22 protein-coding genes are annotated in these 24326 nt (G+C 56.9%); 17 read left to right on the forward strand and 5 right to left on the reverse strand.

The window, feature by feature from the left end; translation table 11 throughout:
• Window positions 1–2: 2 nt before the first annotated feature.
• From murD to lpxC, 9 genes are all read left to right on the forward strand, one after another.
• A complete protein-coding gene (gene murD, locus AC8GFP_RS05125) occupies window positions 3–1493 on the forward strand; it encodes a UDP-N-acetylmuramoyl-L-alanine--D-glutamate ligase (protein WP_506610928.1) in 1491 nt (496 codons plus the stop codon).
• Window positions 1490–2758 (forward strand): putative lipid II flippase FtsW, encoded by a 1269-nt coding sequence (gene ftsW, locus AC8GFP_RS05130; RefSeq protein WP_506610930.1) that lies wholly within the window; start codon window positions 1490–1492, stop codon window positions 2756–2758. Before murD ends, ftsW begins: the two co-directional genes overlap by 4 nt.
• Entirely contained in the window at window positions 2755–3822 is a 1068-nt protein-coding gene (murG, locus tag AC8GFP_RS05135) for an undecaprenyldiphospho-muramoylpentapeptide beta-N-acetylglucosaminyltransferase (protein WP_506610932.1), read from the forward strand. Before ftsW ends, murG begins: the two co-directional genes overlap by 4 nt.
• Window positions 3819–5249 (forward strand): UDP-N-acetylmuramate--L-alanine ligase, encoded by a 1431-nt coding sequence (gene murC / locus AC8GFP_RS05140; RefSeq protein WP_506610934.1) that lies wholly within the window; start codon window positions 3819–3821, stop codon window positions 5247–5249. The genes murG and murC overlap by 4 nt, the downstream gene beginning before the upstream one ends.
• A complete protein-coding gene (locus AC8GFP_RS05145; RefSeq protein WP_506610936.1) occupies window positions 5246–6220 on the forward strand; it encodes a D-alanine--D-alanine ligase in 975 nt (324 codons plus the stop codon). Before murC ends, AC8GFP_RS05145 begins: the two co-directional genes overlap by 4 nt.
• Window positions 6217–7026 (forward strand): cell division protein FtsQ/DivIB, encoded by an 810-nt coding sequence (locus tag AC8GFP_RS05150; RefSeq protein ID WP_506610938.1) that lies wholly within the window; start codon window positions 6217–6219, stop codon window positions 7024–7026. Before AC8GFP_RS05145 ends, AC8GFP_RS05150 begins: the two co-directional genes overlap by 4 nt.
• Before the next feature lie 16 nt (window positions 7027–7042).
• Complete coding sequence (gene ftsA / locus AC8GFP_RS05155) at window positions 7043–8272, forward strand: cell division protein FtsA (RefSeq protein ID WP_506610940.1); 1230 nt, start codon at window positions 7043–7045, stop codon at window positions 8270–8272.
• A gap of 171 nt (window positions 8273–8443) precedes the next feature.
• On the forward strand, window positions 8444–9703 hold the full coding sequence (ftsZ, locus tag AC8GFP_RS05160; protein WP_506610942.1) for a cell division protein FtsZ: 1260 nt from the start codon (window positions 8444–8446) through the stop codon (window positions 9701–9703).
• A 10-nt stretch (window positions 9704–9713) separates the two neighbouring features.
• Complete coding sequence (lpxC, locus tag AC8GFP_RS05165; RefSeq protein ID WP_506610944.1) at window positions 9714–10637, forward strand: UDP-3-O-acyl-N-acetylglucosamine deacetylase; 924 nt, start codon at window positions 9714–9716, stop codon at window positions 10635–10637.
• 31 nt (window positions 10638–10668) lie between these two features.
• Here lpxC and ruvC read toward each other — a convergent pair whose 3' ends face one another.
• Genes ruvC through AC8GFP_RS05185 form a run of 4 tightly spaced genes read right to left on the reverse strand, consistent with a single transcriptional unit; the run spans window position 10669 to window position 14815 of the window.
• Complete coding sequence (gene ruvC / locus AC8GFP_RS05170) at window positions 10669–11196, reverse strand: crossover junction endodeoxyribonuclease RuvC (protein ID WP_506611412.1); 528 nt, start codon at window positions 11194–11196, stop codon at window positions 10669–10671.
• A 5-nt stretch (window positions 11197–11201) separates the two neighbouring features.
• Window positions 11202–11954 carry a transglycosylase domain-containing protein gene (locus AC8GFP_RS05175; RefSeq protein WP_506610946.1) on the reverse strand — a complete coding sequence of 251 codons (753 nt, stop codon included), beginning with the start codon at window positions 11952–11954 and terminating at the stop codon, window positions 11202–11204.
• A 3-nt stretch (window positions 11955–11957) separates the two neighbouring features.
• Entirely contained in the window at window positions 11958–12776 is an 819-nt protein-coding gene (locus AC8GFP_RS05180; protein ID WP_506610948.1) for an energy transducer TonB, read from the reverse strand.
• On the reverse strand, window positions 12773–14815 hold the full coding sequence (locus AC8GFP_RS05185; protein WP_506610950.1) for a ribonuclease catalytic domain-containing protein: 2043 nt from the start codon (window positions 14813–14815) through the stop codon (window positions 12773–12775). Before AC8GFP_RS05185 ends, AC8GFP_RS05180 begins: the two co-directional genes overlap by 4 nt.
• Before the next feature lie 39 nt (window positions 14816–14854).
• Between AC8GFP_RS05185 and rodA the strand changes: the two genes are divergently transcribed.
• The 3 genes from rodA (at window position 14855) to AC8GFP_RS05200 (ending at window position 18856) form a co-directional block, all read left to right on the forward strand.
• Window positions 14855–16009 carry a rod shape-determining protein RodA gene (gene rodA / locus AC8GFP_RS05190; protein ID WP_506610952.1) on the forward strand — a complete coding sequence of 385 codons (1155 nt, stop codon included), beginning with the start codon at window positions 14855–14857 and terminating at the stop codon, window positions 16007–16009.
• A gap of 54 nt (window positions 16010–16063) precedes the next feature.
• Complete coding sequence (tldD, locus tag AC8GFP_RS05195; RefSeq protein ID WP_506610954.1) at window positions 16064–17524, forward strand: metalloprotease TldD; 1461 nt, start codon at window positions 16064–16066, stop codon at window positions 17522–17524.
• A gap of 216 nt (window positions 17525–17740) precedes the next feature.
• Complete coding sequence (locus AC8GFP_RS05200; RefSeq protein WP_506610955.1) at window positions 17741–18856, forward strand: 3-deoxy-7-phosphoheptulonate synthase; 1116 nt, start codon at window positions 17741–17743, stop codon at window positions 18854–18856.
• Window positions 18857–18867: 11 nt separating this feature from the next.
• Here AC8GFP_RS05200 and mpl read toward each other — a convergent pair whose 3' ends face one another.
• The gene (mpl, locus tag AC8GFP_RS05205) at window positions 18868–20274 is read right to left on the reverse strand and encodes a UDP-N-acetylmuramate:L-alanyl-gamma-D-glutamyl-meso-diaminopimelate ligase (protein ID WP_506611414.1); all 1407 of its coding nucleotides are present in this window, start codon (window positions 20272–20274) and stop codon (window positions 18868–18870) included.
• Window positions 20275–20371: 97 nt separating this feature from the next.
• Here mpl and AC8GFP_RS05210 point away from each other — a divergent pair, with 97 nt between their 5' ends.
• The 5 genes from AC8GFP_RS05210 (at window position 20372) to prmA (ending at window position 24295) form a co-directional block, all read left to right on the forward strand.
• Complete coding sequence (locus AC8GFP_RS05210) at window positions 20372–20962, forward strand: hypothetical protein (RefSeq protein ID WP_506610957.1); 591 nt, start codon at window positions 20372–20374, stop codon at window positions 20960–20962.
• Window positions 20962–21498 carry a TlpA disulfide reductase family protein gene (locus tag AC8GFP_RS05215; RefSeq protein WP_506610959.1) on the forward strand — a complete coding sequence of 179 codons (537 nt, stop codon included), beginning with the start codon at window positions 20962–20964 and terminating at the stop codon, window positions 21496–21498. The genes AC8GFP_RS05210 and AC8GFP_RS05215 overlap by 1 nt, the downstream gene beginning before the upstream one ends.
• Window positions 21499–21584: 86 nt before the next feature.
• Window positions 21585–22049 (forward strand): acetyl-CoA carboxylase biotin carboxyl carrier protein, encoded by a 465-nt coding sequence (gene accB / locus AC8GFP_RS05220; RefSeq protein WP_506610961.1) that lies wholly within the window; start codon window positions 21585–21587, stop codon window positions 22047–22049.
• Window positions 22050–22058: 9 nt separating this feature from the next.
• Window positions 22059–23411 (forward strand): acetyl-CoA carboxylase biotin carboxylase subunit, encoded by a 1353-nt coding sequence (gene accC, locus AC8GFP_RS05225; protein WP_506610963.1) that lies wholly within the window; start codon window positions 22059–22061, stop codon window positions 23409–23411.
• Window positions 23411–24295 carry a 50S ribosomal protein L11 methyltransferase gene (gene prmA / locus AC8GFP_RS05230; protein ID WP_506610965.1) on the forward strand — a complete coding sequence of 295 codons (885 nt, stop codon included), beginning with the start codon at window positions 23411–23413 and terminating at the stop codon, window positions 24293–24295. The genes accC and prmA overlap by 1 nt, the downstream gene beginning before the upstream one ends.
• The last annotated feature ends 31 nt before the right edge of the window (window positions 24296–24326 follow it).

A 24326-nucleotide genomic window follows, 5' to 3' on the forward strand; every position in this document is an offset into this window, starting at 1 on the left:
CCATGAACATGTTGCAAAACCTTCACATCTTGGTGCTCGGTCTGGGTGACTCGGGCTTGGCCATGGTGCGTTGGTGTGTCTTGCAAGGTGCCCAGGTCACGGTGGTCGACAACCGTGCGCAACCACCAGGTCTGCTGGAGTTGCAAGCACAGGGCCTGAATGTCAACTTCAAAGCCCAAGCCTTCAGCGCCGACTTGGTGACAGAGGATGTGAAGGCCGTGTTCAAAAGTCCAGGCTTGAGTCCGGCGCAAACAGGTCCGGTCTGGCAGGCCGCGCAGGCACGTGGCTTGTGGGTAGGGACCGAGCTGAGTTTGTTTGCCCATGCATTGCAACAACTGAAAGAGACCCAAGCCTATCAACCGCAGGTGCTGGCCATCACCGGAACCAACGGCAAAACCACGGTCACCAGCCTGACCGGATTGTTGGTGGCACGTGCTGGACGCAAAGTGGCGGTGGCTGGCAACATCGGCCCCACCCTGTTGGACACCTTGCGAGAACAACTGAGCGACTTGCCTGAGGTGTGGGTGTTGGAGTTGTCCAGCTTCCAACTTGATGGCGTGGACAACTTTGAACCCACTGCTGCCACTATTTTGAACTTGACGCAAGACCATTTGGATTGGCATGACGACATGGCCGCCTATGGTCAAGCCAAAGCCCGTATTTGGGGTCCGCGTTCAGTCGGCGTGTTGCCGCGCAATGATGCTGTGGTGATGGCCTTGTGGCCCAAAGACAGCAGCGATAAAAAAGTGCCGCCGCGCTTGCGCTTGTGCTTTGGCGCTGATTTGCCGCAAGCCCCCGGTGACTTTGGTTTGTCGCTTGAAAACGGCATGCGTTGGCTGGTGCGAGCGGCACCCACCGAAGAACCTGTGGGCAAGCGTGGCCGTGTTCAAGATGAGGCATTGCACATCCAGCGCCTGATGCCTGCCGATGCCTTGCGTATTCGTGGTGAGCACAACGCATTGAACGCCTTGGCTGCGTTGGCCTTGGCCAGCACCTGTTGCAACAGCTTGGCCCCCTTGCTGCATGGTCTGCGTGAATACACCGGTGAAGCGCACCGCATGTCCACCGTGGCCATCGTCAACGACATCACGTATGTGGACGACAGCAAAGGCACCAATGTCGGTGCCACGGTGGCCGCTATCAACAGCTTGGGTGCCGATGGTCAGTTGGTGGTCATCTTGGGCGGAGACGGCAAAGGCCAAGACTTTGCACCGTTGATTCAGCCCGTTGCAGAGCATGTGCGTGCCGTCGTCTTGATCGGCCAAGATGCCGAACGCTTGGCGCAAGCCTTGGCGAGCACTGGCGTGCCACAGCACCGCGCCAGCGACATGGCCCAAGCCGTGGCCCTGGCGACCGATGCGGGGCAAACCGGCGACATCGTTTTGTTGTCACCAGCGTGTGCCAGCTTGGACATGTACAGCAACTATGTGGCGCGCGCGCAAGCGTTTACAGAAGCGGTGGAGTCCCTCAGCATGATGGCGGATCAAGCATGAGTCAAACCCAGATCAGTTGGATAGAGCGCATTGGGCTTTGGTTTGGCAACCAACCCAAAGACAGCATGGATGCCCTGCCGGTGCGTGTGCATGGGCAGCAATTCACCAGCACTGGCGCAGCACCAGGCAGTGTCAAGGCTTTTGACCAATCCTTGATTTGGGCCATTGGGGGTTTGTTGATGTGGGGCTTGGTGATGGTGTACTCGGCGTCGATTGCCTTGAACGACAACGCCCAGTCCACGGGCTTATCCCAGACCCAATATCTGGTTCGACACACCTTCTCTTTGAGCGTGGGCTTTATTGCTGCGCTGTTGGTGTTTCAAATTTCCATGGACACCTGGGAGAAATTGGCGCCGTGGGTGTTCATCGCGTCGATTGTTTTGCTGATTCTGGTGTTGCTGCCCTTTGTGGGTAAAAGCGTCAATGGTGCACGCCGGTGGATCAGTCTGGGTGTGTTGAATTTTCAGCCCTCAGAATTGGCCAAGCTGGGCACCTTGCTCTATGCCGCCGATTACATGGTGCGCAAGATGGATGTGAAGGAAAAGTTTTTCAAAGCCGTCACACCCATGGGTATCGCGATTGGCATTGTCGGATTGTTGTTGCTGGCCGAGCCTGACATGGGCGCCTTTTTGGTGATTGCTGTGATCGCCATGGGCATCTTGTTTTTAGGCGGTGTCAATGCCCGCATGTTTTTGCTCATCAGCAGCATCTTGGTGGTGGCATTTGGCTTCATGATTGCGCTGTCACCGTGGCGGCGTGAGCGCATCTTCGCCTACCTCGATCCGTTTGGCGCTGAACACGCCTTGGGCAAAGGATTTCAACTCTCACATTCATTGATTGCATTTGGACGGGGCGAAATTTTTGGTGTCGGTTTGGGCGGCAGTGTGGAGAAGCTGCATTGGTTGCCTGAGGCTCACACCGATTTCTTGCTCGCTGTGATTGGTGAGGAATTTGGCTTGGTCGGCGTGGTCATCGTCATCGGTGTCTTCATGTGGTTGACCCGCCGCATCATGTTCATTGGGCGCAATGCGATCGCCATGGACCGGGTGTTCTCAGGCTTGGTGGCGCAAGGCGTGGGTATTTGGGTGGGCTTTCAAGCCTTCATCAACATGGGCGTGAACCTGGGCGCTTTGCCCACCAAGGGCCTGACTCTGCCGCTCATGAGTTATGGGGGGTCGGCCATCTTGCTGAATTTGGTGGCACTGGCCATTGTGCTCAGGGTTGATTATGAAAACCGTTTGCTCTCGCATGGAGGCCGTGTATGAATACCCGCACGGCCTTGGTGATGGCCGGTGGCACCGGTGGTCACATCTTCCCCGGTTTGGCGGTGGCAGAAGTTTTGCGCAGCCAAGGCTGGCATGTGCATTGGTTGGGCGCCCCTGCGCCCAGCATGGAAAGCCAGTTGGTGCCCGCCAAAGGTTTTGCGTTTGAAGCCGTGCGCTTTGGTGGTGTGCGTGGCAAGGGTCTTCTCACTTTGGCCTTGTTGCCCATGCGTTTGCTGCAAGCCTTCTGGCAAAGCCTGCAAGTCATCCGCCGTTTGCGGCCCGATGTCTTGGTGGGCTTGGGCGGATACATCACATTTCCGGGCGGCATGATGGGGGTGTTGATGGGCAAGCCCTTGGTGTTGCACGAACAAAATTCAGTGGCTGGCATGGCCAACAAAGTGCTGGCCCATGTGGCGGATCGGGTGCTCTGCACCTTTCCCAAGGTGTTGCCCAAGGCGCAATGGGTGGGCAATCCGATGCGCGATGGCTTTCTCAATCAAGCACCACCAGAAGCGCGCTTTGCCCAACGCAACGGTCCGTTGCGCGTGGTCGTGGTGGGCGGCAGCTTGGGGGCGCAAGCATTGAACAGTGGCGTCCCCCAAGCGCTGGCCTTGATGCCAAGGGATCAACGCCCGCAAGTGTTGCATCAAGGTGGCGTCAAACATTTGAAAACACTGCAAGACAACTACGCACAAGCTGGTGTGGATGCCGAGCTGGTGCCCTTCATCGACGACACGGCCAGTGCATTTGCCCAAGCCGATTTGGTGATTTGCCGCGCCGGTGCCAGCACCGTGAGTGAATTGGCTGCCGTGGGCGTTGCTGCACTGCTGGTGCCCTTCCCGCATGCGGTGGATGATCACCAAACAGTGAATGCTCAATTTTTGAGCAACCAAGACGCCGGGTGGTTGATGCCGCAAACTGAATTGACGCCCGAGCACTTGGCCGCCTTTTTAAGCCGCTTAGACCGAGCGCAGTTGCTGCATGCGGCCAAGCAAGCCTATGCAGTTCGCAAGACAACGGCAGCGGCTGATGTGGTGCAGGCTTGTGCGGAGGTGTTGTCATGAAGCACGCCATCAGCCATGTGCACTTCGTCGGCATCGGTGGTGCAGGCATGAGTGGCATCGCCGAAATTTTGCACAACCTCGGCTACACCGTGTCAGGCTCCGACATCGCTGATGGTCCAGTCCTTCGACGCTTGCAAGCCATGGGGATTCGCACCCAAGTCGGTCATGATGCGGCGCACATTGCCGGTGCTGGCGCGGTGGTCACATCCACGGCCGTGCAAGCGGACAACCCGGAAGTGGTGGCGGCCCATCAAAAACTCGTGCCTGTGGTGCCTCGCGCCGTGATGTTGGCCGAGTTGATGCGTTTGAAACAAGGCATTGCCATTGCAGGTACGCATGGCAAAACCACCACCACCAGTTTGGTCGCCAGTGTGTTGGCAGCAGCCAATCTCGACCCCACTTTCGTGATTGGCGGGCGACTCATCAGTGCTGGTGCGAATGCCAAACTCGGTTCCGGTGACTACATCGTGGTGGAGGCTGATGAATCGGATGCATCGTTTTTGAACTTGAATCCGATCATGTCGGTGGTGACCAATATCGATGCCGACCACATGGACACCTATGGCCATGATTTCAACAAACTCAAAGGCGCTTTCATTGAGTTTTTGCACCGCATGCCCTTTTATGGTGCTGCCGTCTTGTGTGTGGATGATCCGGTGCTGCATGGCATCTTTGCCGATGTGTCACGCCCGATCACCAGTTATGGTTTGTCCGAGCAAGCGCAGGTGCGTGCGATGGATGTCAAAGCCGTGGGGTCACGCATGCAATTCAAGGTCACGCGCAGCAATGGCATCACCTTGCCGCCGATGCAGATTGATTTGAATTTGCCAGGCCTTCACAATGTGCGCAACGCCTTGGCAGCCATTGCTGTGGCTGTGGAATTGAATGTGCCAGATGAGGCCGTGGTGCAAGCCTTGGCAGATTTCAAAGGCGTGGGACGTCGATTTCAAAATCATGGCGAGCAAGCGGCGGCCGGTGGCGGCCGTTACACCTTGATTGAGGACTATGGCCACCATCCCGTGGAATTGGCGGCCACCATCGAGGCAGCCCGCGGGGCTTACCCAGGACGGCGTTTGGTGCTGGCTTTCCAACCGCACCGTTACACCCGCACGCGCGATTGTTTTGAAGATTTTGTCCAAGTGCTGCGTTTGGCCGATGTGGTTTGGCTGACCGAGGTGTATGCCGCTGGCGAAGAACCGATCGTGGCGGCCGATGGCCGTGCCCTGGCGCATGCATTGCGCGTGGCCGGACAACAAGCATTGGTGTTTGCACAAGACTTGACACAGTTGGAGGCGTTGCTGCGGCAGCACACACAAGATGGCGATGTGGTGATGTGCATGGGGGCGGGCACGATTGGCCAGTTGCCAGCTCGCATCGCTGGCAACAGCCCAGCGCAGGGGCCGAAATTGAAAGTTGTTCGACCATGAAACCCTTTGACATCCACACAGCCAAAGTCGCTGTCCTCATGGGCGGGCATTCTGCCGAGCGAGACATTTCATTGATGTCGGGACAGGGCGTGTTGAAGGCGTTGCAATCACTGGGCGTGAATGCCCATGCGTTTGATCCTGCCAGCCAAGCTTTGCATCTTTTGCGAGATCAAGGTTTCAGCCATGCCTTTATCTGCTTGCACGGACGCCATGGTGAAGATGGCACGGTGCAAGGTGCACTGGAATTGCTGGGCATGGCCTACACAGGATCGGGTGTGATGGCCTCGGCCATCGCCATGGACAAGCAAATGACCAAGCGCTTGTGGGCGGCAGAAAGTTTGGCCACACCCCCTGGCGTTTGGCTGCCGCCGCACCAACAAACGCCTGACCGCATCGCCCGTATTCCCGAAGAATTGGGCTTGCCCCTGATCGTCAAACCACCGCATGAAGGCTCCTCCATTGGTGTGACCAAGGTGTTGGAAGCGAGTGATTTGAAACAGGCCGTGGCCTTGGCAACCCAATACGACCCCGATTTGCTGTGTGAAGCCTTCATTGACGGTGAAGAGGTCACCTGCCCGGTGTTGGGTGAGGGTCCTGCCGCTCAAGCCTTGCCCGTGGTGCGCATCGCAGCACCTGAAGGTGCCTATGACTACCAAAACAAATACTTCACCGATGACGTCAAGTACCACTGCCCAAGCGGCTTGCCCGCTGCAGAAGAGGCAGCGATTCAAGCGCTGAGTGTTGCTGCTTATCGGTCCTTGGGTTGTCGTGGCTGGGGACGGGCTGACGTGATGATTCGCGCATCTGACCGCAAAGCCTTTTTGTTGGAAATGAACACCAGCCCTGGCATGACCGATCACTCTCTGTTGCCCATGTCAGCACGCGCTGCAGGTATCAGTTATCCCGACTTGTGCATGCGAATTTTGCAAAGCGCACGATTGGATACCAAGATGGGGGCACTGAAAGCATGAACATGCGACGCAGCACCATGCCCGCAGAAACTGCACCAGTTCTGGCTCTGGACATCCGCCTCATGAACATCACCAGCATGCTGTTGATCACAGGCTTGGTGGTGGCCAGCGTTGGCGTTGTTTTGTGGTGGATGCTGCGACATCCGGTGTTTGCCATTTCGGCCATCAGTGTGCGTGGCGATATACGCCACAACAACGAAGTCACCTTGCGAGCCAATGTGGTGCCCCGATTACAGGGTAGTTTCTTCACGGTGGACTTGGATCAAGCGCGCCGCACTTTCGAAAATGTGCCTTGGGTGCGACAAGCCTTGGTCCGGCGTGAATTTCCAAATCGTTTGCAGGTTGAATTGTTCGAACATGAGCCGGTGGCGTATTGGGGCCAGGAGTCGGAGTCACGTTTGCTCAATCGGCAAGGCGAGGTCTTCAGCGCCAATTTTGGCGAGTTGGAAAACGAAAACATGCCGCATTTGTCAGGGCCGGATGCCGAGTCGGTTCGCGTGCTGCAGATGTATGCGAAGTTGTCACCCGAGCTTGAAAAGTTGGCATTGCCATTGCAGTCTTTGGAATTGACCGCGCGGGGCAGTTGGCGCGCTCAGATGAAAAATGGCGCCTCGCTCGAATTGGGGCGTGGCAATGAAAGCGAAGTGATGGCCCGGGTGCAACGACTGACGCAAACCTTGGCCCAAGTCAGTCAACGTTATGGACGGCAGACCCAATCACTGGAATCGGCAGATTTAAGACACATCAATGGCTATGCCTTGCGCTTGCGGGGTGTGGGCACATTTGATTCGACGACAACAAGGTAAGCACAAAGAGGTTTCCATGGCAAAAGAATACAAAGACTTGGTGGTGGGGTTGGACATTGGCACCAGCAAGGTCATGGTGGTGGTGGCCGAGGTGTTGCCCGGCGCCGAACTCAAGTTGGCGGGATTGGGCATTGCGCCCAGCAGTGGTTTGAAACGCGGCGTGGTGGTCAATATTGACGCCACGGTGCAAAGCATTCAACAGGCGTTGAAAGAAGCTGAGTTGATGGCCGATTGCAAAATCACACGGGTTTACACCGGCATCACCGGCAGCCATATTCGCGGCATGAATTCGCATGGCATGGTGGCGGTGAAAGACCGCGAAGTCACCGCCGCTGACGTGGCCCGGGTGGTGGAAACAGCCAAGGCTGTCAACATCTCCACCGATCAACGCTTGTTGCTGGTCGAGCCGCAAGAATTCATCATTGATGGCCAAGACGTGAAGCAACCGATTGGCATGAGCGGCATACGCTTGGAAGCCAAGGTGCACATCGTCACTGGTGCGCAAACCGCTGCTGAAAACATCATCAAGTGTGTGCGACGCTGCGGTTTGGATGTGGACCACCTGATGCTCAACCCCTTGGCATCCAGTTTGTCGGTGTTGACCGATGACGAGCGTGAGTTGGGTGTGGCATTGGTGGACATTGGTGCAGGCAGCACCGACATCGCCATCTTCACGGGTGGTGCGATTCGGCACACGGCGGTCATCCCGATCGCAGGCGACTTGATCACCAGCGACATCGCCATGGCTTTGCGCACGCCCACCAAAGACGCTGAAGACATCAAGGTGGAGTCGGGCTTTGCCAAACAACTGCTGGCTGATCCGAACGTGCAGGTGGAGGTTCCGGGCTTGGGTGACCGCGGACCGCGCATGCTCAGCCGTCAAAACTTGGCCGGTGTGATCGAGCCACGCATTGAAGAAATTTTCTCGCTGGTGCAGCAGGTGTTGCGCGACTCCGGCTACGAAGAAGTGCTGTCATCGGGCATTGTGCTGACAGGCGGCAGCGCCATGATGCCCGGCATGATTGAACTGGGTGAAGACATTTTCTTGAAAGCGGTGCGCCGTGGTGTGCCGCGCTACAGCAGCGCTTTGTCCGACATGGTGTCGCACCCGCGTGCGGCCACCGTCATGGGCTTGTTGGAAGAAGCCCGCATGGCGCGTTTGCGAGGATTTCGCGTGGCGCAAAAAAATGGTTCTGTGAAAACCGCCATGGGGCGGGTCAAGGACTGGTTTGTGGGGAACTTTTGATCATGAACAAACAACATCTTCAGACCGTGGTCCGCAGCTTTGCGCACATTCAAACGCACCGACGATGGCGACCTTGCATTCGCGGCGCACCCCCAGGTTGAACGCTGATTTCAAAGACTTTCAAAATTTAAACAACACAGGCAACTGCATCAACTGATTCGGAGAAACAAAATGAACATTGAAATGATTGAAAAAAATGAATTCAACCCAGACACCCAAATCCGCGTGATCGGCGTGGGCGGTGGTGGTGGCAATGCGGTGGAACACATGATTGCCAGCGGTGTGCGCGGCGTTGAATTCATCTGCGCCAACACCGATGCCCAGGCCTTGAAGGTCAGCTCGGCCAGCCGCGTCATTCAGTTGGGCGACAACGGCTTGGGCGCGGGCAGCAAACCCGAACGTGGTCAAGCCGCCGCTGAAGCGGCCATCGACAGCATTCGTGAAGTGCTGCAAGGCTCCAACATGGTGTTCATCACCGCGGGCATGGGTGGCGGCACCGGCACGGGTGCCGCTCCTGTGGTGGCCCGCGTTGCACGCGAAATGGGCATCCTCACCGTCGGCGTGGTGACCAAACCTTTTGATTGGGAAGGTGGTCGTCGCATGACGAATGCCGAAGCTGGCTTGGCCGAACTTGAAGCCAATGTGGATTCACTGATCGTGGTGTTGAATGAAAAATTGCTGGAAGTGTTGGGAGACGATGTCAGCCAAGACCAAGCGTTTTCATTTGCCAATGATGTGTTGAAAAACTCGGTCGGTGGCATTGCCGAGATCATCAATGTGGAAGCCTTGGTGAACGTCGACTTTGAAGACGTGCGCACCGTCATGAGCGAGCAAGGCAAGGCCATGATGGGCACCGCCACCGCCAGCGGCCCAGACCGCGCCCGCATCGCTGCTGAACAAGCCGTGGCCTGCCCCCTGCTGGAAGGCGTGGACATGACGGGCGCCAAAGGCGTGTTGGTCCTGATCACGGCCGCCAAAGGTGCGTTGAAATTGGCCGAATCTCGCGAGGCCATGAACACCATCCGTGCTTTTGCATCATCAGAAGCGCATGTGATTTATGGCACGGCCTACGACGAATCCTTGGGTGACCAAATTCGGGTCACGGTGGTGGCCACAGGTTTGGCTCAAGCAGGTCGTCGGGTTGCACCGCCTTTGTCGGTCATTCGCACCGGCACAGACAACGTGGCCTATCCCACCAACCCCAGCATGGTGCCCACAGCCAGTATCAGCAGCCATACGCCGACCATGTCAACTGGGACAGACAGCCTGCCCACGCAACTGGCCTCACCTTTGAGCACGGGTAATGTGAATGTTCCCAGCGTCTGGCGCACCCGCGACCGCACGCAAGCAGCAGCCAAGGTGGACGCCATGTCCTCGGGCGGCATGGACAATTACGAAATCCCAGCCTTCTTGCGCAAGCAAGCTGACTAAAATCGCGCCCGTGCTGAAACAACGAACCCTTCAAACCATCACCCGCGCCGTGGGCGTGGGGCTGCACAGCGGGCAGCGTGTGGAGTTGACATTGCGTCCGGCACCGCCGGACACGGGGGTGGTGTTTCGCCGGGTTGATTTGGCGCATCCTGTTGACATTCCTGTCAGTGCCACCGCTGTCACGGATACCCGCATGGCGTCCACCATCTCGGCGCAGGGTGCCAAAGTGCACACGGTGGAGCATTTGATGTCGGCCTGTGCAGGTTTGGGCTTGGACAATCTGTATGTGGACATCACCGCTGAAGAAGTACCTATCCTTGATGGGTCATCTGCCTCGTTTGTGTTCTTGCTGCAAAGCGCGGGCATTGAATTGCAAAACACCCCCAAGCGTTTTATTCGGGTCTTGAAACCGGTGCAGGTGCAAGAGGGTGAGGGTGACAACATCAAGTGGGCGCGACTGACGCCGCACCACGGCTACAAGCTCAGCTTTGAAATTGATTTTCAACACCCCGCGGTGGACTCCACCGGTCAACGCGTCGAGTTCGATACCGAAACCGGTAATTATGTGAAAGACATTGCACGGGCCCGCACCTTTGGTTTCACCAAGGACGTGGAGATGATGCGAGCCAATGGCTTGGCTTTGGGTGGCGGTTTGGACAACGCCATCGTCATGGACGATTACAAGGTGCTCAACAGCGAAGGCCTGCGCTATGACGATGAGTTTGTGAAACACAAAATCCTCGATGCGATGGGCGATTTGTTTTTATTGGGTCGACCCTTGTTGGCCGCTTACAGTGCGTTTCGCTCGGGACACGCCATGAACAACCGCTTGCTGCGCGAATTGCTCAGCCATGCCGACGCTTATGAACTGGTGAGTTTTACGGACGAGCGCCAAGCACCGCGCGGATTGGCCAAGCTAGCCCCGGCTTGGTAGCCAGCCCCGATGGCGGTTGACAGGCTGGGGGTCAACTGACTTTTCCAACACCCATTGAAACGGCTGCTGTTTGCAGGCGCATGTGGTGCAGTCTGGCATGGGCATGGGTGATGGCCAGACCGAGGGCATCTGCTGCATCAGGTCCGGGCAAGCCGGGCAATGTCAACAAGCGTTTCACCATTTCTTGCACCTGCGCTTTGGCCGCCTTGCCATGCCCTGCGATGGCTTTTTTCATCTGCAAAGCGGTGTACTCCGCCACCGGCAAGCCGCTGTGAACCAGAGAAGTGAGGCAGGCCCCCCGAGCTTGCCCCAACAACAAACTGGCTTGCGGGTTCATGTTGACAAACACAATTTCCACCACCGATTCTTGCGGACCATAGCGCGTTGCCACCTCGCCAATGCCCTCAAAAATGACTTTCAATCGAGCAGGTAAATCACTGCGGGGCAAGTGCGTGGTGGTGATGGTGCCGCTGGCCACGTAATGCAACTGGCTGCCTTGGCTGTCAATCACACCAAAACCTGTGCATTGCAAACCCGGGTCAATGCCCAAGATACGCACGGTGCTCATGGCAAATCCACTTGCGGCATGCGACCCAATATGACTTGTGCACGGTTGGCCAAATAGGGTGAGCGCGCATATTTTTCAAAATACTTGGGGCGCGGCAACATGACCGACAAACGAGCGCACTCCCAAGCAGAGAGTTGCGAAGCGGGTCGCCGAAAATAGTGTTGCGCCGCGGCCTCAATGCCAAACACGCCTTGACCCCATTCCACATGGTTCAGGTAAAGCGTCAAGATGCGTTCTTTGCTTAGCAACTGCTCTAGTGCCAAGGTCAGCACCAACTCTTGGGCCTTGCGAAAAAGCGTTCGTTCACCGCTCAAAAACAAATTTTTCGCCAACTGCTGGGTGATGGTGGAACCACCCACCAACTTGGCAGGCTTGGGATTGCTAGCCTGGGCTTGCGCTCTGGCTTGCGCACGTGCCAAGGCTCGCGCATTGCGGCTCCAAGCTCTTTCCAAGGCTTCCCATTGCACGCCGCCATGCGAGGCAAACACATCGTCTTCAGAGGCAATGACGGCACGTCGCATGTTTTTCGGATGTTGGGTGGCAGGCACCCATTCATGTCGCCATCGCAAGCGATCGGTGGTGCGCACAATCCGCCATGCTTCCGAGCGCTGAAAAGCAGTGGACTCCGGATCAATGAAACGCATGCTGGCGATGCGCGCGATGAAAAAAAACTGCAAACCCAAGCCGCACAGAAAGACCAGCATCAACCAACGACCCAGGGGTTTGAACAGGAGGCGGGCATGGCGCATGGTTCAGCGGGCTTGTAAGCTGGTTTGCAGACTGTTGCTGCGGTCAAATTGAAAGCGCGTGACCAAGGCCAGTTGGTCCATCTCTTGGCGCATGTCCTCGGTGAAGGCGCCAAAGGGACCGGCACCTTTGGCAATCGCCTTGGCCTGCATGTCAAGCGTGGGGTTGCCAGATCCAGTGATGACCTCGGCACTCACCAACTGGCCACTGGTGCCAATCGTGATGACCATGATCAAACTGCCATAGAGTTTTTGACCCTGTGATTCAGGAAAAAGCAAGGTGCCGCGTGCTTCGATTTTGCGTCGCAGTTGGTCATAGTAGAGGGCGTAGCTGCTTTCCTGAGTGCTGGGGCTGATGTAACGTTTGCGAGGACGCGCATTTTCTTCTTGAATGCGTCTTTCTATTTGCGCCAGCATGTTCAATAACTCTTGCCGTTGACGCTCCAGCGCGGGGTCGGCTTGGCGGGCTTGCTTGGCGGTCAAAGTGGCCAAGCTGCGTTTGGTTTGTGCCAACAATTCGTTTTGTTCAATTTCGCGTTGGGTGAGTTTGCTTTGTCGTTGGTCATCGGCTTGGCCGCTTTGGGTGATCGGGGCATTCATGAGCGGTGACGTGGCGCGACCTTGCGCGGCTTGGCCGCCACCTGCCAAATTGGTTTGCGCCAGTGCGCGCGCTTTGCTGGGTTTTTTCTCGTCGGTTTGGGTGTTGACCAAGATCACTTCCAAACCGTTGTCGCGTACCAAACGGTCTATCGCCGCTGGCGCACCCAAATGGACAAACAGCAATGCTGCATGCAGCGCCAACGACAAACCCAGCGCCCAACTCATGCCTGCGGTTCCTCTGTGGTGGTCTCCGATAAATCGACCGCGATATGCAAGGGCCCGGCCGCCACCTCTTCCTCATCATCGGCTTCATTCACCAGATCGCTGGCATCCAAGCTTTGCAGGAACTGGGCATGCACATCCAAGGCGATCAAATCCATGGCGGTGATGCGCACCCGCACTTGGGCACCGCGCTCAAGCGGCGGCGCACCCGACACACTGAACACCAAGGGCAGGTTGTTGGCGCGGGCCATGGGCGGTTCGCCTGGAAAGGACTTGAAGACGTTGGCATCCAATTCGGTGATGGCTTGCTGCTGCAAATGCTGCATCGTCCAGAAACGCTCCATGCTCGACTGGTGCGTGTTGTAAGCGGTGTAGGCGGTTTCAAAACCAGAGATGATGCCAAAGAGTTCGGCGTCTTTGGGTTTGAAAGGTGCCACCAAGGCAGCGGTGGCGCCATGGCGGGCACAGGCGATGAGTTGCCATTGGTTCACCAAGTCGGTGTAACGGCGCAGTGGTGAGGTGCTCCAGGCATAACTGGGCACACCAATGCCTGCGTGCGGCAAGGCTTTGGTCCCCATCCGAACTTTGATGCCAGGTGCCAAGCTGGCCTGACTGCGGTAAATGGCAGGCACGCCCAAACTGGCCATCCACTGGCCCCAGGTGCTGTTGGCCAGGATCATGGCTTCAGCCACGATCAGGTCCAAAGGGGCACCGCGTTGTCGCACCGAAATTTGAACCGTCTCGTCGCCTTGCGGACCGGCCTCGGGGGTGTTGACCAAGCGGAAGTTGTAGTCGGGGCGGTTGAAACTTTCGGGTTTGCCGCGCACCACCTCACGCGCAGCTTTCAGGTGCTGCGCCAAGCGGAACAAGAAAGCCAACTCGCCCTGCGGCATGGCCGGGTCTTGCGAGCTGGCTGCGGGCGAGGGGTTGCTCAGCCAAGCTTCGGTGACCACAGCGTCGAGTTGGTCATGACGCAAATTGGCGGCGATGGGCACTTGTTCCAGACGCGTTTCGCTGTGCTGTACTTCCAAACTCTGGGCATCAAAGCGCACATACAAAGACAAGGCAGGGCAGGCGCGGCCTTCTTGCAAGGTGTAGCTTTGCACAATGCTGTCGGGCAGCATGGTGATTTTGTGGCCCGGCATGTAAACCGTAGAGAAGCGCGTGCGACCAACCGAGTCGATGGCATCCCCGGGAAGCACCGCCAAACCAGGGGCTGCGATGTGAATCCCCACGGTGATGCTGTCGCTGCCCAATCCTTGCACCGACAAGGCGTCGTCAATTTCAGTGGTTTGCGAGTCGTCGATCGAATAGGCCTGCACAGCTGCCAAGGGCAAGTCGGCCAAGATGGCCGGTGCTTGCAAGGCAGGGAAGGCCGTGCCTTTGGGGAAGTTTTCAAACAAAAACCGCTGCCAATGAAAGTCGTAGGCCGAGCGAATCGCGCCGGCTTGTTGCAGCAAAGCCAAGGGTGGCGTGTTGCTGCCCCGAGCCGCTTCCACGACTGCTTTGTATTCAGGGGCGTTTTTATCGGGCTTGAATAAAATTTTGTAAAGCTGGCGTTCGACCGCTTCTGGACAAACACCTTGCATCAATTGCGCCGCCCAATCGGTGATTTGCACCTGCACTTGTTTTTTCTTGTCGATGGCCACCAGGGCTTGCTGAATCACTTCGGCGCTGGCCTTGCGAAACCGCCCTTTACCGGCACGGCGGAAATAGTGGGGAGCCTCGAACAAGCGCAGCAACATGCCCAATTGCTGCGCAGGGGTGGCGTCTTTGCTGAAATAGTCTTGGGCCAATGCCACAAAGCCAAACTCTTCGTCGGGTGCAAATTCCCAGGCCATGTCGGTTTCAATCTCTGCGGCCACGGCTTGACCCGCTTTCATGAACTCGGCGGGGTTGGGCTTGTCAAACGTCATCAGCACATGGGCGGATTTCACTTTCATGCGCTTGCCGCTGTCGAGTTCAATCTGGGCGGACGCTTCGGCCTCAGACAGGACCCGTCCGGTCATGAATTTGCCACTGTCTTCAAAGAGTGCATACATAGCGCTGATTCTCCCATGATGCTCCGATAAACTTGCAGCATGGCAACCCAACTTGGCAAATACAGTGTGTTTCAACGCATCACCCCGATGGTGTTGGGCTTTGACGCCGTTTTGGGTTTTGCAGTCTTGGCCTTGGCGCTGACGGGTTTGGTATCGATTTTTTCCTCGGGCTATTCTGACGGCCAGCGTTTTTGGGACCATGGCCGAAATATGCTGTTGGCATGCATCATCATGGTGGTGGTCGCGCAAATTCCACCGCAACGCATGATGGCCTTGGCCGTGCCGGTCTACACGGTGGGCCTGGCCTTGTTGGTGGCCGTGGCCTTGTTTGGTCTGACCAAAAAAGGGGCGCAACGATGGCTGAATGTCGGCATCGTGATTCAACCCAGTGAGATCATGAAAATTGGCATGCCTCTGATGCTGGCTTGGTGGTTCCAAAAACGCGAAGGGCAACTGCGTTCATTGGATTTTTTCGTGGCCGGGTTGATTTTGTTCGTTCCAGTCGCCTTGATCTTTAAACAACCTGACTTGGGTACCGCCATTTTGGTGATGTCTGCAGGTTTGTACGTCTTGTTTTTCGCTGGCCTGAGCTGGTGGCTGATCATTCCCCCCTTGCTGCTGGGCATGATTGGTGTGTCCTTGCTCGTGTTTTTCGAACCCAGATTGTGTGTGGACGGTATGGACTGGCCTTTCCTGCTCGACTACCAGCAGCAGCGTGTTTGCACTTTGCTTGATCCTGGCCGCGACCCTTTGGGCAAAGGTTTTCACATCATTCAGGGCATGATTGCCATTGGTTCGGGCGGTTTTTGGGGCAAGGGCTTCATGCAGGGCACCCAATCCCACTTGGATTTCATTCCTGAACGCACCACCGACTTTGTCTTTGCTGCTTATTCGGAAGAGTTTGGTTTGATTGGCAACATCTTTTTGATCGGCAGTTTCTTGGTCTTGGTGTTTCGCGGCTTGGCCATCGCCACAGAAGGGCCAACCCTGTTTTCCAGGCTGCTGGCCGGCAGCATCACGCTGATTTTTTTCACTTATGCCTTTGTCAACATGGGCATGGTCAGCGGCATGTTGCCAGTGGTGGGCGTGCCGCTGCCCTTCATCAGTTATGGCGGCACCGCCATGGTCACCTTGGGTTTTGGCATTGGCATCTTGTTGTCGGTGGCCAAAGCCAAGCAGTTGGTGCAGTCTTAAAAGCCTGACAACCCGCGCTGCGCGGGGTTGTTGACCCCCTCCTACAATGCGGTCATGATTTCACGCGAACCCACCCTCGAACGTTTGTCCTTGGCGCAAAGCCTCTTGCTCACCCCTTACGGACTGGACGAATCCCACCTCACCCAAGCCTTGTCGGCCATCCGCGCCCACCAAGTGGACGATGCTGATTTGTACTTTCAGTACACCCGCTCGGAGGGTTGGAGCTTGGAAGAGGGGATTGTGAAAACTGGCTCGTTCAGTATTGATCAGGGTGTGGGTGTACGGGCCGTTAGCGGAGAGAAAACCGCGTTTGCCTATTCGGACGATATCTCCATGGCCTCGCTCATGGATGCCGCCCACACGGTGCGCAGCATCGCTGCTGCCGGTTTGAACGCCCGCACCAAGGTCCCCAGTCGCGTCATCGCCCCCAGCCGCCAGCTCTACCATGGTGAAGACCCGATTGGCAGCTTGGACAGCACCGCCAAAGTGCAGTTGCTCGAGCGTTTGGAGCAGCAAGCCCGCGCCAAAGACCCGCGCGTGGTGCAGGTCATGGCCGGTTTGGCCAGTGAATACGATGTGGTCATGGTGGCGCGTGCCGATGGCACCCTGGCTGCCGATGTGCGCCCTTTGGTGCGCTTGTCTTTGTCGGTCATCGTCGAGCAAAACGGTCGCCGCGAAAGCGGTTCAGCCGGTGGCGGCGGTCGCTTTGGTTTGGGTCATTTCGATGCGGCATGCCTCACGCGCTATGTGGAAGAAGCCGTCGGCTCGGCCCTCACCAACTTGGAGGCCCGTCCAGCACCCGCTGGTGAAATGACCGTGGTGTTGGGCTCGGGTTGGCCCGGCATCTTGTTGCATGAAGCCATTGGCCACGGTTTGGAAGGCGATTTCAACCGCAAAGGCTCCAGTGCCTTCAGTGGCCGCATTGGACAACGCGTGGCTGCCAAAGGTGTCACGGTGCTGGACGATGGCACCATTGCCGATCGCCGTGGCTCGCTCAACGTGGACGACGAAGGCCACGCCAGCCAGAAAAATGTCTTGATTGAAGACGGCATCTTGGTCGGCTACATCCAAGACAGCATGAACGCCCGCTTGATGGGTGTGGCTCCCACGGGCAATGGTCGCCGCGAAAGCTACGCCCATGTGCCGATGCCGCGCATGACCAACACCTACATGTTGGGTGGCGATAAACACCCCGAGGAAATCGTGGCCAGCATCAAAAAAGGCCTTTACGCCACCAACTTTGGTGGTGGTCAAGTGGACATCACCTCGGGCAAGTTTGTGTTCTCGGCCAGTCAAGCCTATTGGGTGGAAAACGGCAAGATCCAATACCCCGTCAAAGGCGGTACCTTGGTCGGCAATGGCCCGGATGCCTTGACACGGGTGAGCATGATTGGCAACGACATGGCGCTGGACCCGGGTGTGGGCACCTGCGGCAAAGAAGGCCAAAGCGTGCCGGTGGGTGTGGGCCAGCCCACGCTGCGCATCGACGGTCTGACCGTGGGCGGTACCGCTTAAAGACCATTGAAATTCACCAAAACAGCCTGTGGTACAGTCATTCTCATGATTTCAGTTAAATTTCACTTTGCCTATTTCTGGTTCTCACGCCCCACCGGCGGTCGAGAGGTCTGAACGCAAACAACGCGCTGAACTCCAAAACCAACCGCCGAAGCCCGGCGGTTTTTTTTTGCCACTTTCACTTTGTGCCTCGTTAAACGCCTTCAAGGAACTGCCATGAAAACCCCCAAGCATGATGCTTATGCGCCGACCAACGATCAGACCAGCCAAACCGACAACCAACGCATCAAGGACATCACCGTGCTGCCGCCCCCAGAACACCTGATTCGCTTTTTCCCGATTGCAGGGACTGCGGTTGAAACCCTGATCGCCAAAACCCGTCAGCGCATCCACAAAATCATGGCGGGCAAAGACGACCGCTTGCTGGTGGTCATCGGTCCGTGCTCCATCCATGACCCGGCCGCCGCACTCGACTATGCCCGTCGATTGAAAGCCGAGCGTGAGAAGTACGCCGACACCTTGGAAATCGTGATGCGTGTTTATTTTGAAAAGCCCCGCACCACCGTGGGCTGGAAGGGCTTGATCAACGACCCCTACTTGGACGAGAGCTTTCGCATCGACGAAGGCCTGCGCATTGCCCGCCAGTTGCTGATTGAAATCAACCGCCAAGGCGTGCCTGCGGGCAGCGAGTTTTTGGACGTGATTTCCCCGCAATACATCGGCGACCTGATCAGCTGGGGCGCCATCGGTGCCCGCACGACGGAGAGCCAGGTGCACCGTGAACTGGCTTCTGGTTTGTCGGCACCGATTGGCTTCAAAAACGGGACGGACGGCAACATCAAAATCGCTACCGACGCCATCCAAGCCGCAGCCCGCGGTCACCACTTTTTGTCAGTGCACAAAAATGGCCAAGTGGCGATTGTGCAAACCCAAGGCAACCCCGATTGCCACGTCATCTTGCGCGGCGGCAAAGCACCCAACTATGACGCTGACAGCGTTGCAACTGCTTGCCAAGAGTTGGAAGCCGCCAAACTGCCCGCCAGCTTGATGGTTGATTGCAGCCATGCCAACAGCAGCAAACAACATGAGCGCCAATTGGTGGTGGCCAAAGACATAGCGACGCAAATCGCCAGTGGATCAAACCGTGTGTTTGGCGTGATGGTGGAAAGCCACTTGAAGCCTGGCGCCCAAAAATTCAAACCTGGCAAAGACAAGGTAGAAGCTTTGGAATATGGTCAAAGCATCACAGATGCATGCTTGTCTTGGGATGACTCTTTGCAAGCTTTGGAGGCTTTGTCGCAAGGCGTCAGAACACGCCGCAACAACAAGTAATCTGCTCAGGTTTAGAGGGTTTGCAACAGTTTGGCGTGAACCCCGCCAAAACCGCCATTGCTCATGCACAGCACATGGTCGCCTGGCTGGGCGGCGGCCTTGACTTGTGCCACCAGCACATCGATGTTGTCAGCGGTGTGTGCCCGCGCACCCATGCTGGCCAACGCTTCTGCCGCATCCCAGTCCAAACCAGCGGTGTGGCAAAACGCCAAATCGGTTTGCTCTAGGCTCCAAGGCAACTGCGACTTCATGGCCCCCAACTTCATGGTGTTGCTGCGGGGTTCGAACACTGCCAAGATGCGGGCTTGACCCACTTGGCGGCGCAAACCATCCACGGTGGTGCGGATGGCGGTCGGGTGGTGGGCGAAGTCGTCATACACCGTGATGGCCTGCGTGCCGGTGCCGATGGTGCCGCGCACTTCCATGCGGCGACGCACATTTTCAAACGTAGACAAGGCCTGGCAGGCCTGCGCCACGCCCACACCCACATGTTGCGCAGCGATGATGGCGGCCAAGGCATTCATTTGGTTGTGCACCCCACCCAAAAGCCATTGCACCCGCCCTTTCACTGCGCCTTGGCGCAACACCTCAAAGTCAGAAGGCTCGCCGCGCACCTGCCAATCGGCTTGGGCTGTTTCACCAAAACCTGCCACTTCGCTCCATTGGCCCATGGCTAAAACTCGTTGCAAGCTGTCTTGGTCCGCGTTCACCACCAAGCGCCCGCCAGACGGCACGGTGCGCACCAGGTGGTGAAACTGTCGTTCGATGGCGGCCAGGTCTGGGAAGATGTCGGCGTGGTCGAATTCCAGGTTGTTCAATATGGCCGTGCGTGGTCGGTAATGCACAAACTTGCTGCGCTTGTCAAAGAAGGCCGTGTCGTACTCATCGGCTTCAATCACAAACAGTGGGCGGCTTTGCCCCTTGGCCAAGCCCCCCAAGCGGGCGGACACGCCAAAGTTCAGCGGCACACCGCCAATCAAAAAGCCGGGCGTCAAACCGGCTTGTTCCAACACCCAACTGAGCATGGCGGTGGTGGTGGTTTTGCCGTGGGTACCTGCCACAGCCAGCACGTGCCGCGCTTGTCCAGGGGCATGCAGCACATGGTCGCTCAGCCATTGCGGGCCACTGGTGTAGGGCAGACCGGTTTCTAGGATGGCTTCCATCAAGGGGTAGCGGGGGGTGCCATCGGGCAAACGCGCACGGGACACAACGTTGCCCACCACAAACATATCGGGTTTCAAGCCCAGTTGGTCTGCGCTGTAGCCCTCGATCAACTCGATGCCCAAGGCCCGCAATTGGTCGCTCATGGGCGGGTAAACGCCGGTATCGCAACCGGTGACCCGGTGACCGGCTTCGCGGGCGAGGGCAGCCAAACCGCCCATGAAGGTGCCGCAGACACCTAATATATGAATGTGCATGGGCTGGGATTGTAGAAGCGGCACATAGCCTGGCCGAGACGGCACATAGTCTGGCCGAGGCGGCACATAGTCTGGCCGAGGCGGCACAATGGCGGCCATGTCTCAGGAAGTCAAAGCAGCCATTGCCGCCACCGCCGCCCGCTTGGTGGTGGAAGAAGGCCTGGAATACGGACCCGCCAAACGCAGAGCCTTGCGTGAATTGGGTTTGCCCAGCCGCAGCCCACTGCCCGGCAACGACATGTTGGAAGACGAGGTGTTTGATTACCTGAACCTGTTTTGCACAGACACCCAGCCGCAAGAGTTGCGGGCGCTTCGGGAGCTGGCGCTGACTTGGATGGAGCGCTTGCAAGTTTTTCGCCCGCACCTGAGTGGTGCGGTGTGGCGTGGCAGCGCCACCCGACTGTCCGATATTTACATCCAATTGTTTTGTGACGATGCCAAGTCGGCCGAGTTGATGCTGATCGACCAAGGCGTGCGCTACGAGGTCCAAGTCATCAAGGGTTTCAAAGGTGAAGAGGTGGACGCTTTGAGCATCCACAGCCTTTGCACGGCACTGAATGAAGACATTGGTGTGCATTTGATGGTCTATGACTATGACGACTTGCGCGGGGCCTTGCAGCCTGATGAGCGTGGGCTTGCGGTTCGTGGGGATTTGGCCAGCTTGCGCCAGTTGTTGGACAATGCCTGATGGACTCCAATCAGACTGACTCACCATCCTCTTCCAAACGCAACTTGTTGGTGGTGGCTGCCGCCGCCTTGGCCGCGGGCATCGGCGTCAACTGGTGGCGTCACAGCCCAAAAACACTGGCGGACCCGAGTTTGCAAGCCCTCTGGCTTGCCAGTTTTGAACAAGCGGACGGCACCCCTTTGAAGCTGGCCGACTTCCAGGGGAAGCCATTGGTGTTGAATTTTTGGGCCACTTGGTGCACCCCTTGTGTTGAAGAAATGCCGCTATTGAACGCCTTCTTCCTCGAAAACAAGTCTAAAAGCTGGCAAATGATTGGATTGGCAATAGACCAGCCCAGTGCGGTGAAGCGGTTTTTAGGGCAATATCCGGTAGAATACGCCATCGGCATGGCCGGCTTGGAAGGCACCGAGTTGATGAAAAACTTGGGCAATGCCACGGGTGGTTTGCCCTTCACCTTGGTGTTGAATGCGCAAGGCGAGGTGCAGATGCGAAAGTTGGGCAAGCTCACTGAAAGTGACATACGGTCTTGGGTTTGACCGAGGCGCGCCGATCCAGCTGTCAGGTCGGTTTTTTGAAATGGTGTAAATTACACCCTCTTTAACAGCAGAAGACTGCCAGATCCATGGATTTAAGAAAACTCAAAACCCTGATCGACCTGGTGTCGGAGTCCAATGTCTCCGAACTTGAGATCACAGAAGCCGAAGGCAAGGTCCGCATCGTCAAAGGCCCAGTTGGCGCACCAGTGGTCATGGCGGCACCTGTGTCTGTCGCACCACCCGTCTCCTCAGCCCCCGCCACGGCTGCCCCAGCAGCGCCCGCACTGACTGCAGTGGCAGAAGCTGCGGTGGAAACCGGGCACACGGTCAAGTCCCCCATGGTTGGCACCTATTACAGTGCATCTGGCCCGGAGGCCAAACCTTTCGTCCAAGTGGGCAGCGTGGTCCAGGCGGGTGACACCATTTGCATCATTGAGGCCATGAAGATCCTCAATGAAATCGAAGCCGATCACAGCGGCACCGTCAGCAAAATTCTGGTCAGTAACGGCCAAGCCGTGGAATACGGCCAGCCCATGTTCATCATCGACTGAGCGGGCTGCATGTTTAAAAAGATTCTGATCGCCAACCGAGGCGAAATCGCGCTGCGCATCCAGCGGGCCTGTAAAGAGCTCGGGGTCGAAGCTGTGGTGGTTTATTCTGAGGCTGACCGTGAGGCCAAATATGTCAAATTGGCAGAAGAGGCGGTTTGCATTGGCCCCGCCGCTTCTTCGCTGAGTTACTTAAACATGCCTGCCATCATTTCGGCGGCCGAAGTCACCGATGCACAGGCGATCCATCCAGGCTATGGTTTCTTGAGCGAAAACGCCGACTTTGCCGAACGGGTTGAGAAAAGCGGTTTTGTGTTCATAGGCCCCACGCCCGAGTCCATCCGCATGATGGGCGACAAGGTGTCGGCCAAGCAAGCCATGATCAAGGCCGGTGTGCCTTGTGTGCCAGGCTCTGAAGGCGAACTGCCAGATGACCCCGCACAAATTCGCCGTATCGCCAAAGCGGTGGGCTACCCGGTCATCATCAAAGCGGCGGGCGGCGGCGGCGGTCGGGGCATGCGCGTGGTGCACAACGAAGCCGCGCTCATCCATGCTGTGCAAACCACCAAGACCGAAGCAGGCTCAGCCTTTGGCAATCCAGCGGTGTACATGGAAAAGTTTTTGCAAAACCCGCGCCATATTGAAATTCAAATCTTGGCGGACAACTACAAAAATGCCATTTACCTGGGTGAGCGTGATTGTTCGATGCAACGTCGGCACCAAAAGGTGATTGAAGAGGCACCGGCACCAGGCATTGCTCGCAAGCTGATCGAGCGCATTGGCGAGCGATGCGTGACGGCCTGTAAAAAGATGGGCTACCGGGGCGCTGGCACCTTTGAGTTCTTGTATGAAAACGGCGAGTTTTACTTCATTGAAATGAACACCCGGGTGCAAGTGGAGCATCCTGTCACCGAGTTCATCACCGGTGTGGATATCGTCAAAACTCAAATCATGACCGCAGCTGGTCAAAAACTGCCCTACACCCAGCGCCAAATCGAAATCAAAGGGCATGCGATTGAATGCCGCATCAATGCAGAAGATCCATTCAAGTTCACACCATCCCCGGGTCGTGTCACCATGTGGCATCCGCCTGGGGGGCCAGGTGTGCGGGTCGACTCGCATATTTATACCAACTACTTCGTACCCTCTCACTACGACTCCATGATTGGGAAAATCATTGTGCATGGGGACAACCGTGAACATGCTTTGGCCCGAATGCGAACCGCTTTAGGTGAAACCGTGGTTGAAGGAATTCAAACCAACATCGCCTTGCATCGTGTGTTGATGAGCGATCCGGGTTTCATGGCAGGTGGCACCAACATCCACTATTTGGAAGAGTGGCTGGCAGTTAGACAAGCCCCCTGATGGTAGAACTTCGGCTGCATTGTCCGCAAGATCAGGTGGAATTGATCAGCGATGCCTTGATGGCATTGGATGCGCTGAGCGTGTCTGTGGAAGACGCCGATGCACACACTGATCAAGAGCAAGCTTTGTTTGGCGAACCCAACATGCCAGCGCCTGCAGCAGGTTGGCTGCGCTCGCACCTGATTGCCTTGTTTGCCGATGAAGCCCTCGCCAGGGACGCGGCCAAACTCTTGGCCTTGCAACCCTTCTTTGAAAACAGCACCCTGCTCAATATCAACGCTGTGCCTGAGCAAGACTGGGTGCGATTGACCCAATCGCAGTTCGAGCCTGTGCCCATCACCCCCACTTTTTGGGTGGTGCCAAGCTGGCATGAACCGCCTGCTGGTGCGCAATGGGTGTTGCGTCTAGATCCTGGTTTGGCCTTTGGTACAGGCACCCATCCCACCACGCGCATGTGTTTGAAATGGATTGCCCAGCACCCGCCCAAGGGTCAGCGGGTGTTGGATTACGGTTGTGGTTCAGGCATTTTGGCCATTGGTGCAGCCATGTTGGGTGCGGCATCTGTAGATGCAGTGGACATTGACCCCGATGCAGTGACTGCTGCACAAGCCAATGCGCTGGCCAATCAGGTTGACTTGAATTTAGGATTGCCCGAAGTCGCGGTGGGTGTTTATCCTTTGGTGGTGGCCAATATCTTGGCGGCTCCCTTGAAAGTACTGGCACCCTTGTTGTGCAGTCATGTCGAGACGGGCGGTAGTTTGTTGTTGGCGGGTATCTTGGAGCGTCAAACCATGGACATTCAAGCGGCGTATCAACCATATATGAACTTACAAGTCGCCGATACCCAAGAGGGTTGGGTACTGATGCATGGGCAGGCTGTTTGATAAGCTTTGGTTTTTCATAGACTCTCACTCG

The organism is Limnohabitans simekii (SeqCode) (assembly GCF_965234735.1).
GTDB classification, from domain to species: Bacteria; Pseudomonadota; Gammaproteobacteria; order Burkholderiales; family Burkholderiaceae_C; genus Limnohabitans; species Limnohabitans simekii.

Excerpts from the sequence above, each read along its gene's own strand:
- ftsA (WP_506610940.1), top strand. The coding sequence starts at position 7,043 with ATGGCAAAAGAATACAAAGACTTGGTGGTGGGGTTGGACATTGGCACC.
- AC8GFP_RS05210 (WP_506610957.1), top strand. The coding sequence starts at position 20,372 with ATGTCTCAGGAAGTCAAAGCAGCCATTGCCGCCACCGCCGCCCGCTTG.
- AC8GFP_RS05145 (WP_506610936.1), top strand. The coding sequence starts at position 5,246 with ATGAAACCCTTTGACATCCACACAGCCAAAGTCGCTGTCCTCATGGGC.
- ftsW (WP_506610930.1), top strand. The coding sequence starts at position 1,490 with ATGAGTCAAACCCAGATCAGTTGGATAGAGCGCATTGGGCTTTGGTTT.
- rodA (WP_506610952.1), top strand. The coding sequence starts at position 14,855 with ATGGCAACCCAACTTGGCAAATACAGTGTGTTTCAACGCATCACCCCG.
- AC8GFP_RS05150 (WP_506610938.1), top strand. The coding sequence starts at position 6,217 with ATGAACATGCGACGCAGCACCATGCCCGCAGAAACTGCACCAGTTCTG.
- AC8GFP_RS05215 (WP_506610959.1), top strand. The coding sequence starts at position 20,962 with ATGGACTCCAATCAGACTGACTCACCATCCTCTTCCAAACGCAACTTG.
- mpl (WP_506611414.1), bottom strand. The coding sequence starts at position 20,274 with ATGCACATTCATATATTAGGTGTCTGCGGCACCTTCATGGGCGGTTTG.
- AC8GFP_RS05175 (WP_506610946.1), bottom strand. The coding sequence starts at position 11,954 with ATGCGCCATGCCCGCCTCCTGTTCAAACCCCTGGGTCGTTGGTTGATG.
- AC8GFP_RS05200 (WP_506610955.1), top strand. The coding sequence starts at position 17,741 with ATGAAAACCCCCAAGCATGATGCTTATGCGCCGACCAACGATCAGACC.
- murC (WP_506610934.1), top strand. The coding sequence starts at position 3,819 with ATGAAGCACGCCATCAGCCATGTGCACTTCGTCGGCATCGGTGGTGCA.
- ftsZ (WP_506610942.1), top strand. The coding sequence starts at position 8,444 with ATGAACATTGAAATGATTGAAAAAAATGAATTCAACCCAGACACCCAA.
- murG (WP_506610932.1), top strand. The coding sequence starts at position 2,755 with ATGAATACCCGCACGGCCTTGGTGATGGCCGGTGGCACCGGTGGTCAC.
- AC8GFP_RS05180 (WP_506610948.1), bottom strand. The coding sequence starts at position 12,776 with ATGAGTTGGGCGCTGGGTTTGTCGTTGGCGCTGCATGCAGCATTGCTG.
- prmA (WP_506610965.1), top strand. The coding sequence starts at position 23,411 with ATGGTAGAACTTCGGCTGCATTGTCCGCAAGATCAGGTGGAATTGATC.
- accB (WP_506610961.1), top strand. The coding sequence starts at position 21,585 with ATGGATTTAAGAAAACTCAAAACCCTGATCGACCTGGTGTCGGAGTCC.
- AC8GFP_RS05185 (WP_506610950.1), bottom strand. The coding sequence starts at position 14,815 with ATGTATGCACTCTTTGAAGACAGTGGCAAATTCATGACCGGACGGGTC.
- tldD (WP_506610954.1), top strand. The coding sequence starts at position 16,064 with ATGATTTCACGCGAACCCACCCTCGAACGTTTGTCCTTGGCGCAAAGC.
- murD (WP_506610928.1), top strand. The coding sequence starts at position 3 with ATGAACATGTTGCAAAACCTTCACATCTTGGTGCTCGGTCTGGGTGAC.
- accC (WP_506610963.1), top strand. The coding sequence starts at position 22,059 with ATGTTTAAAAAGATTCTGATCGCCAACCGAGGCGAAATCGCGCTGCGC.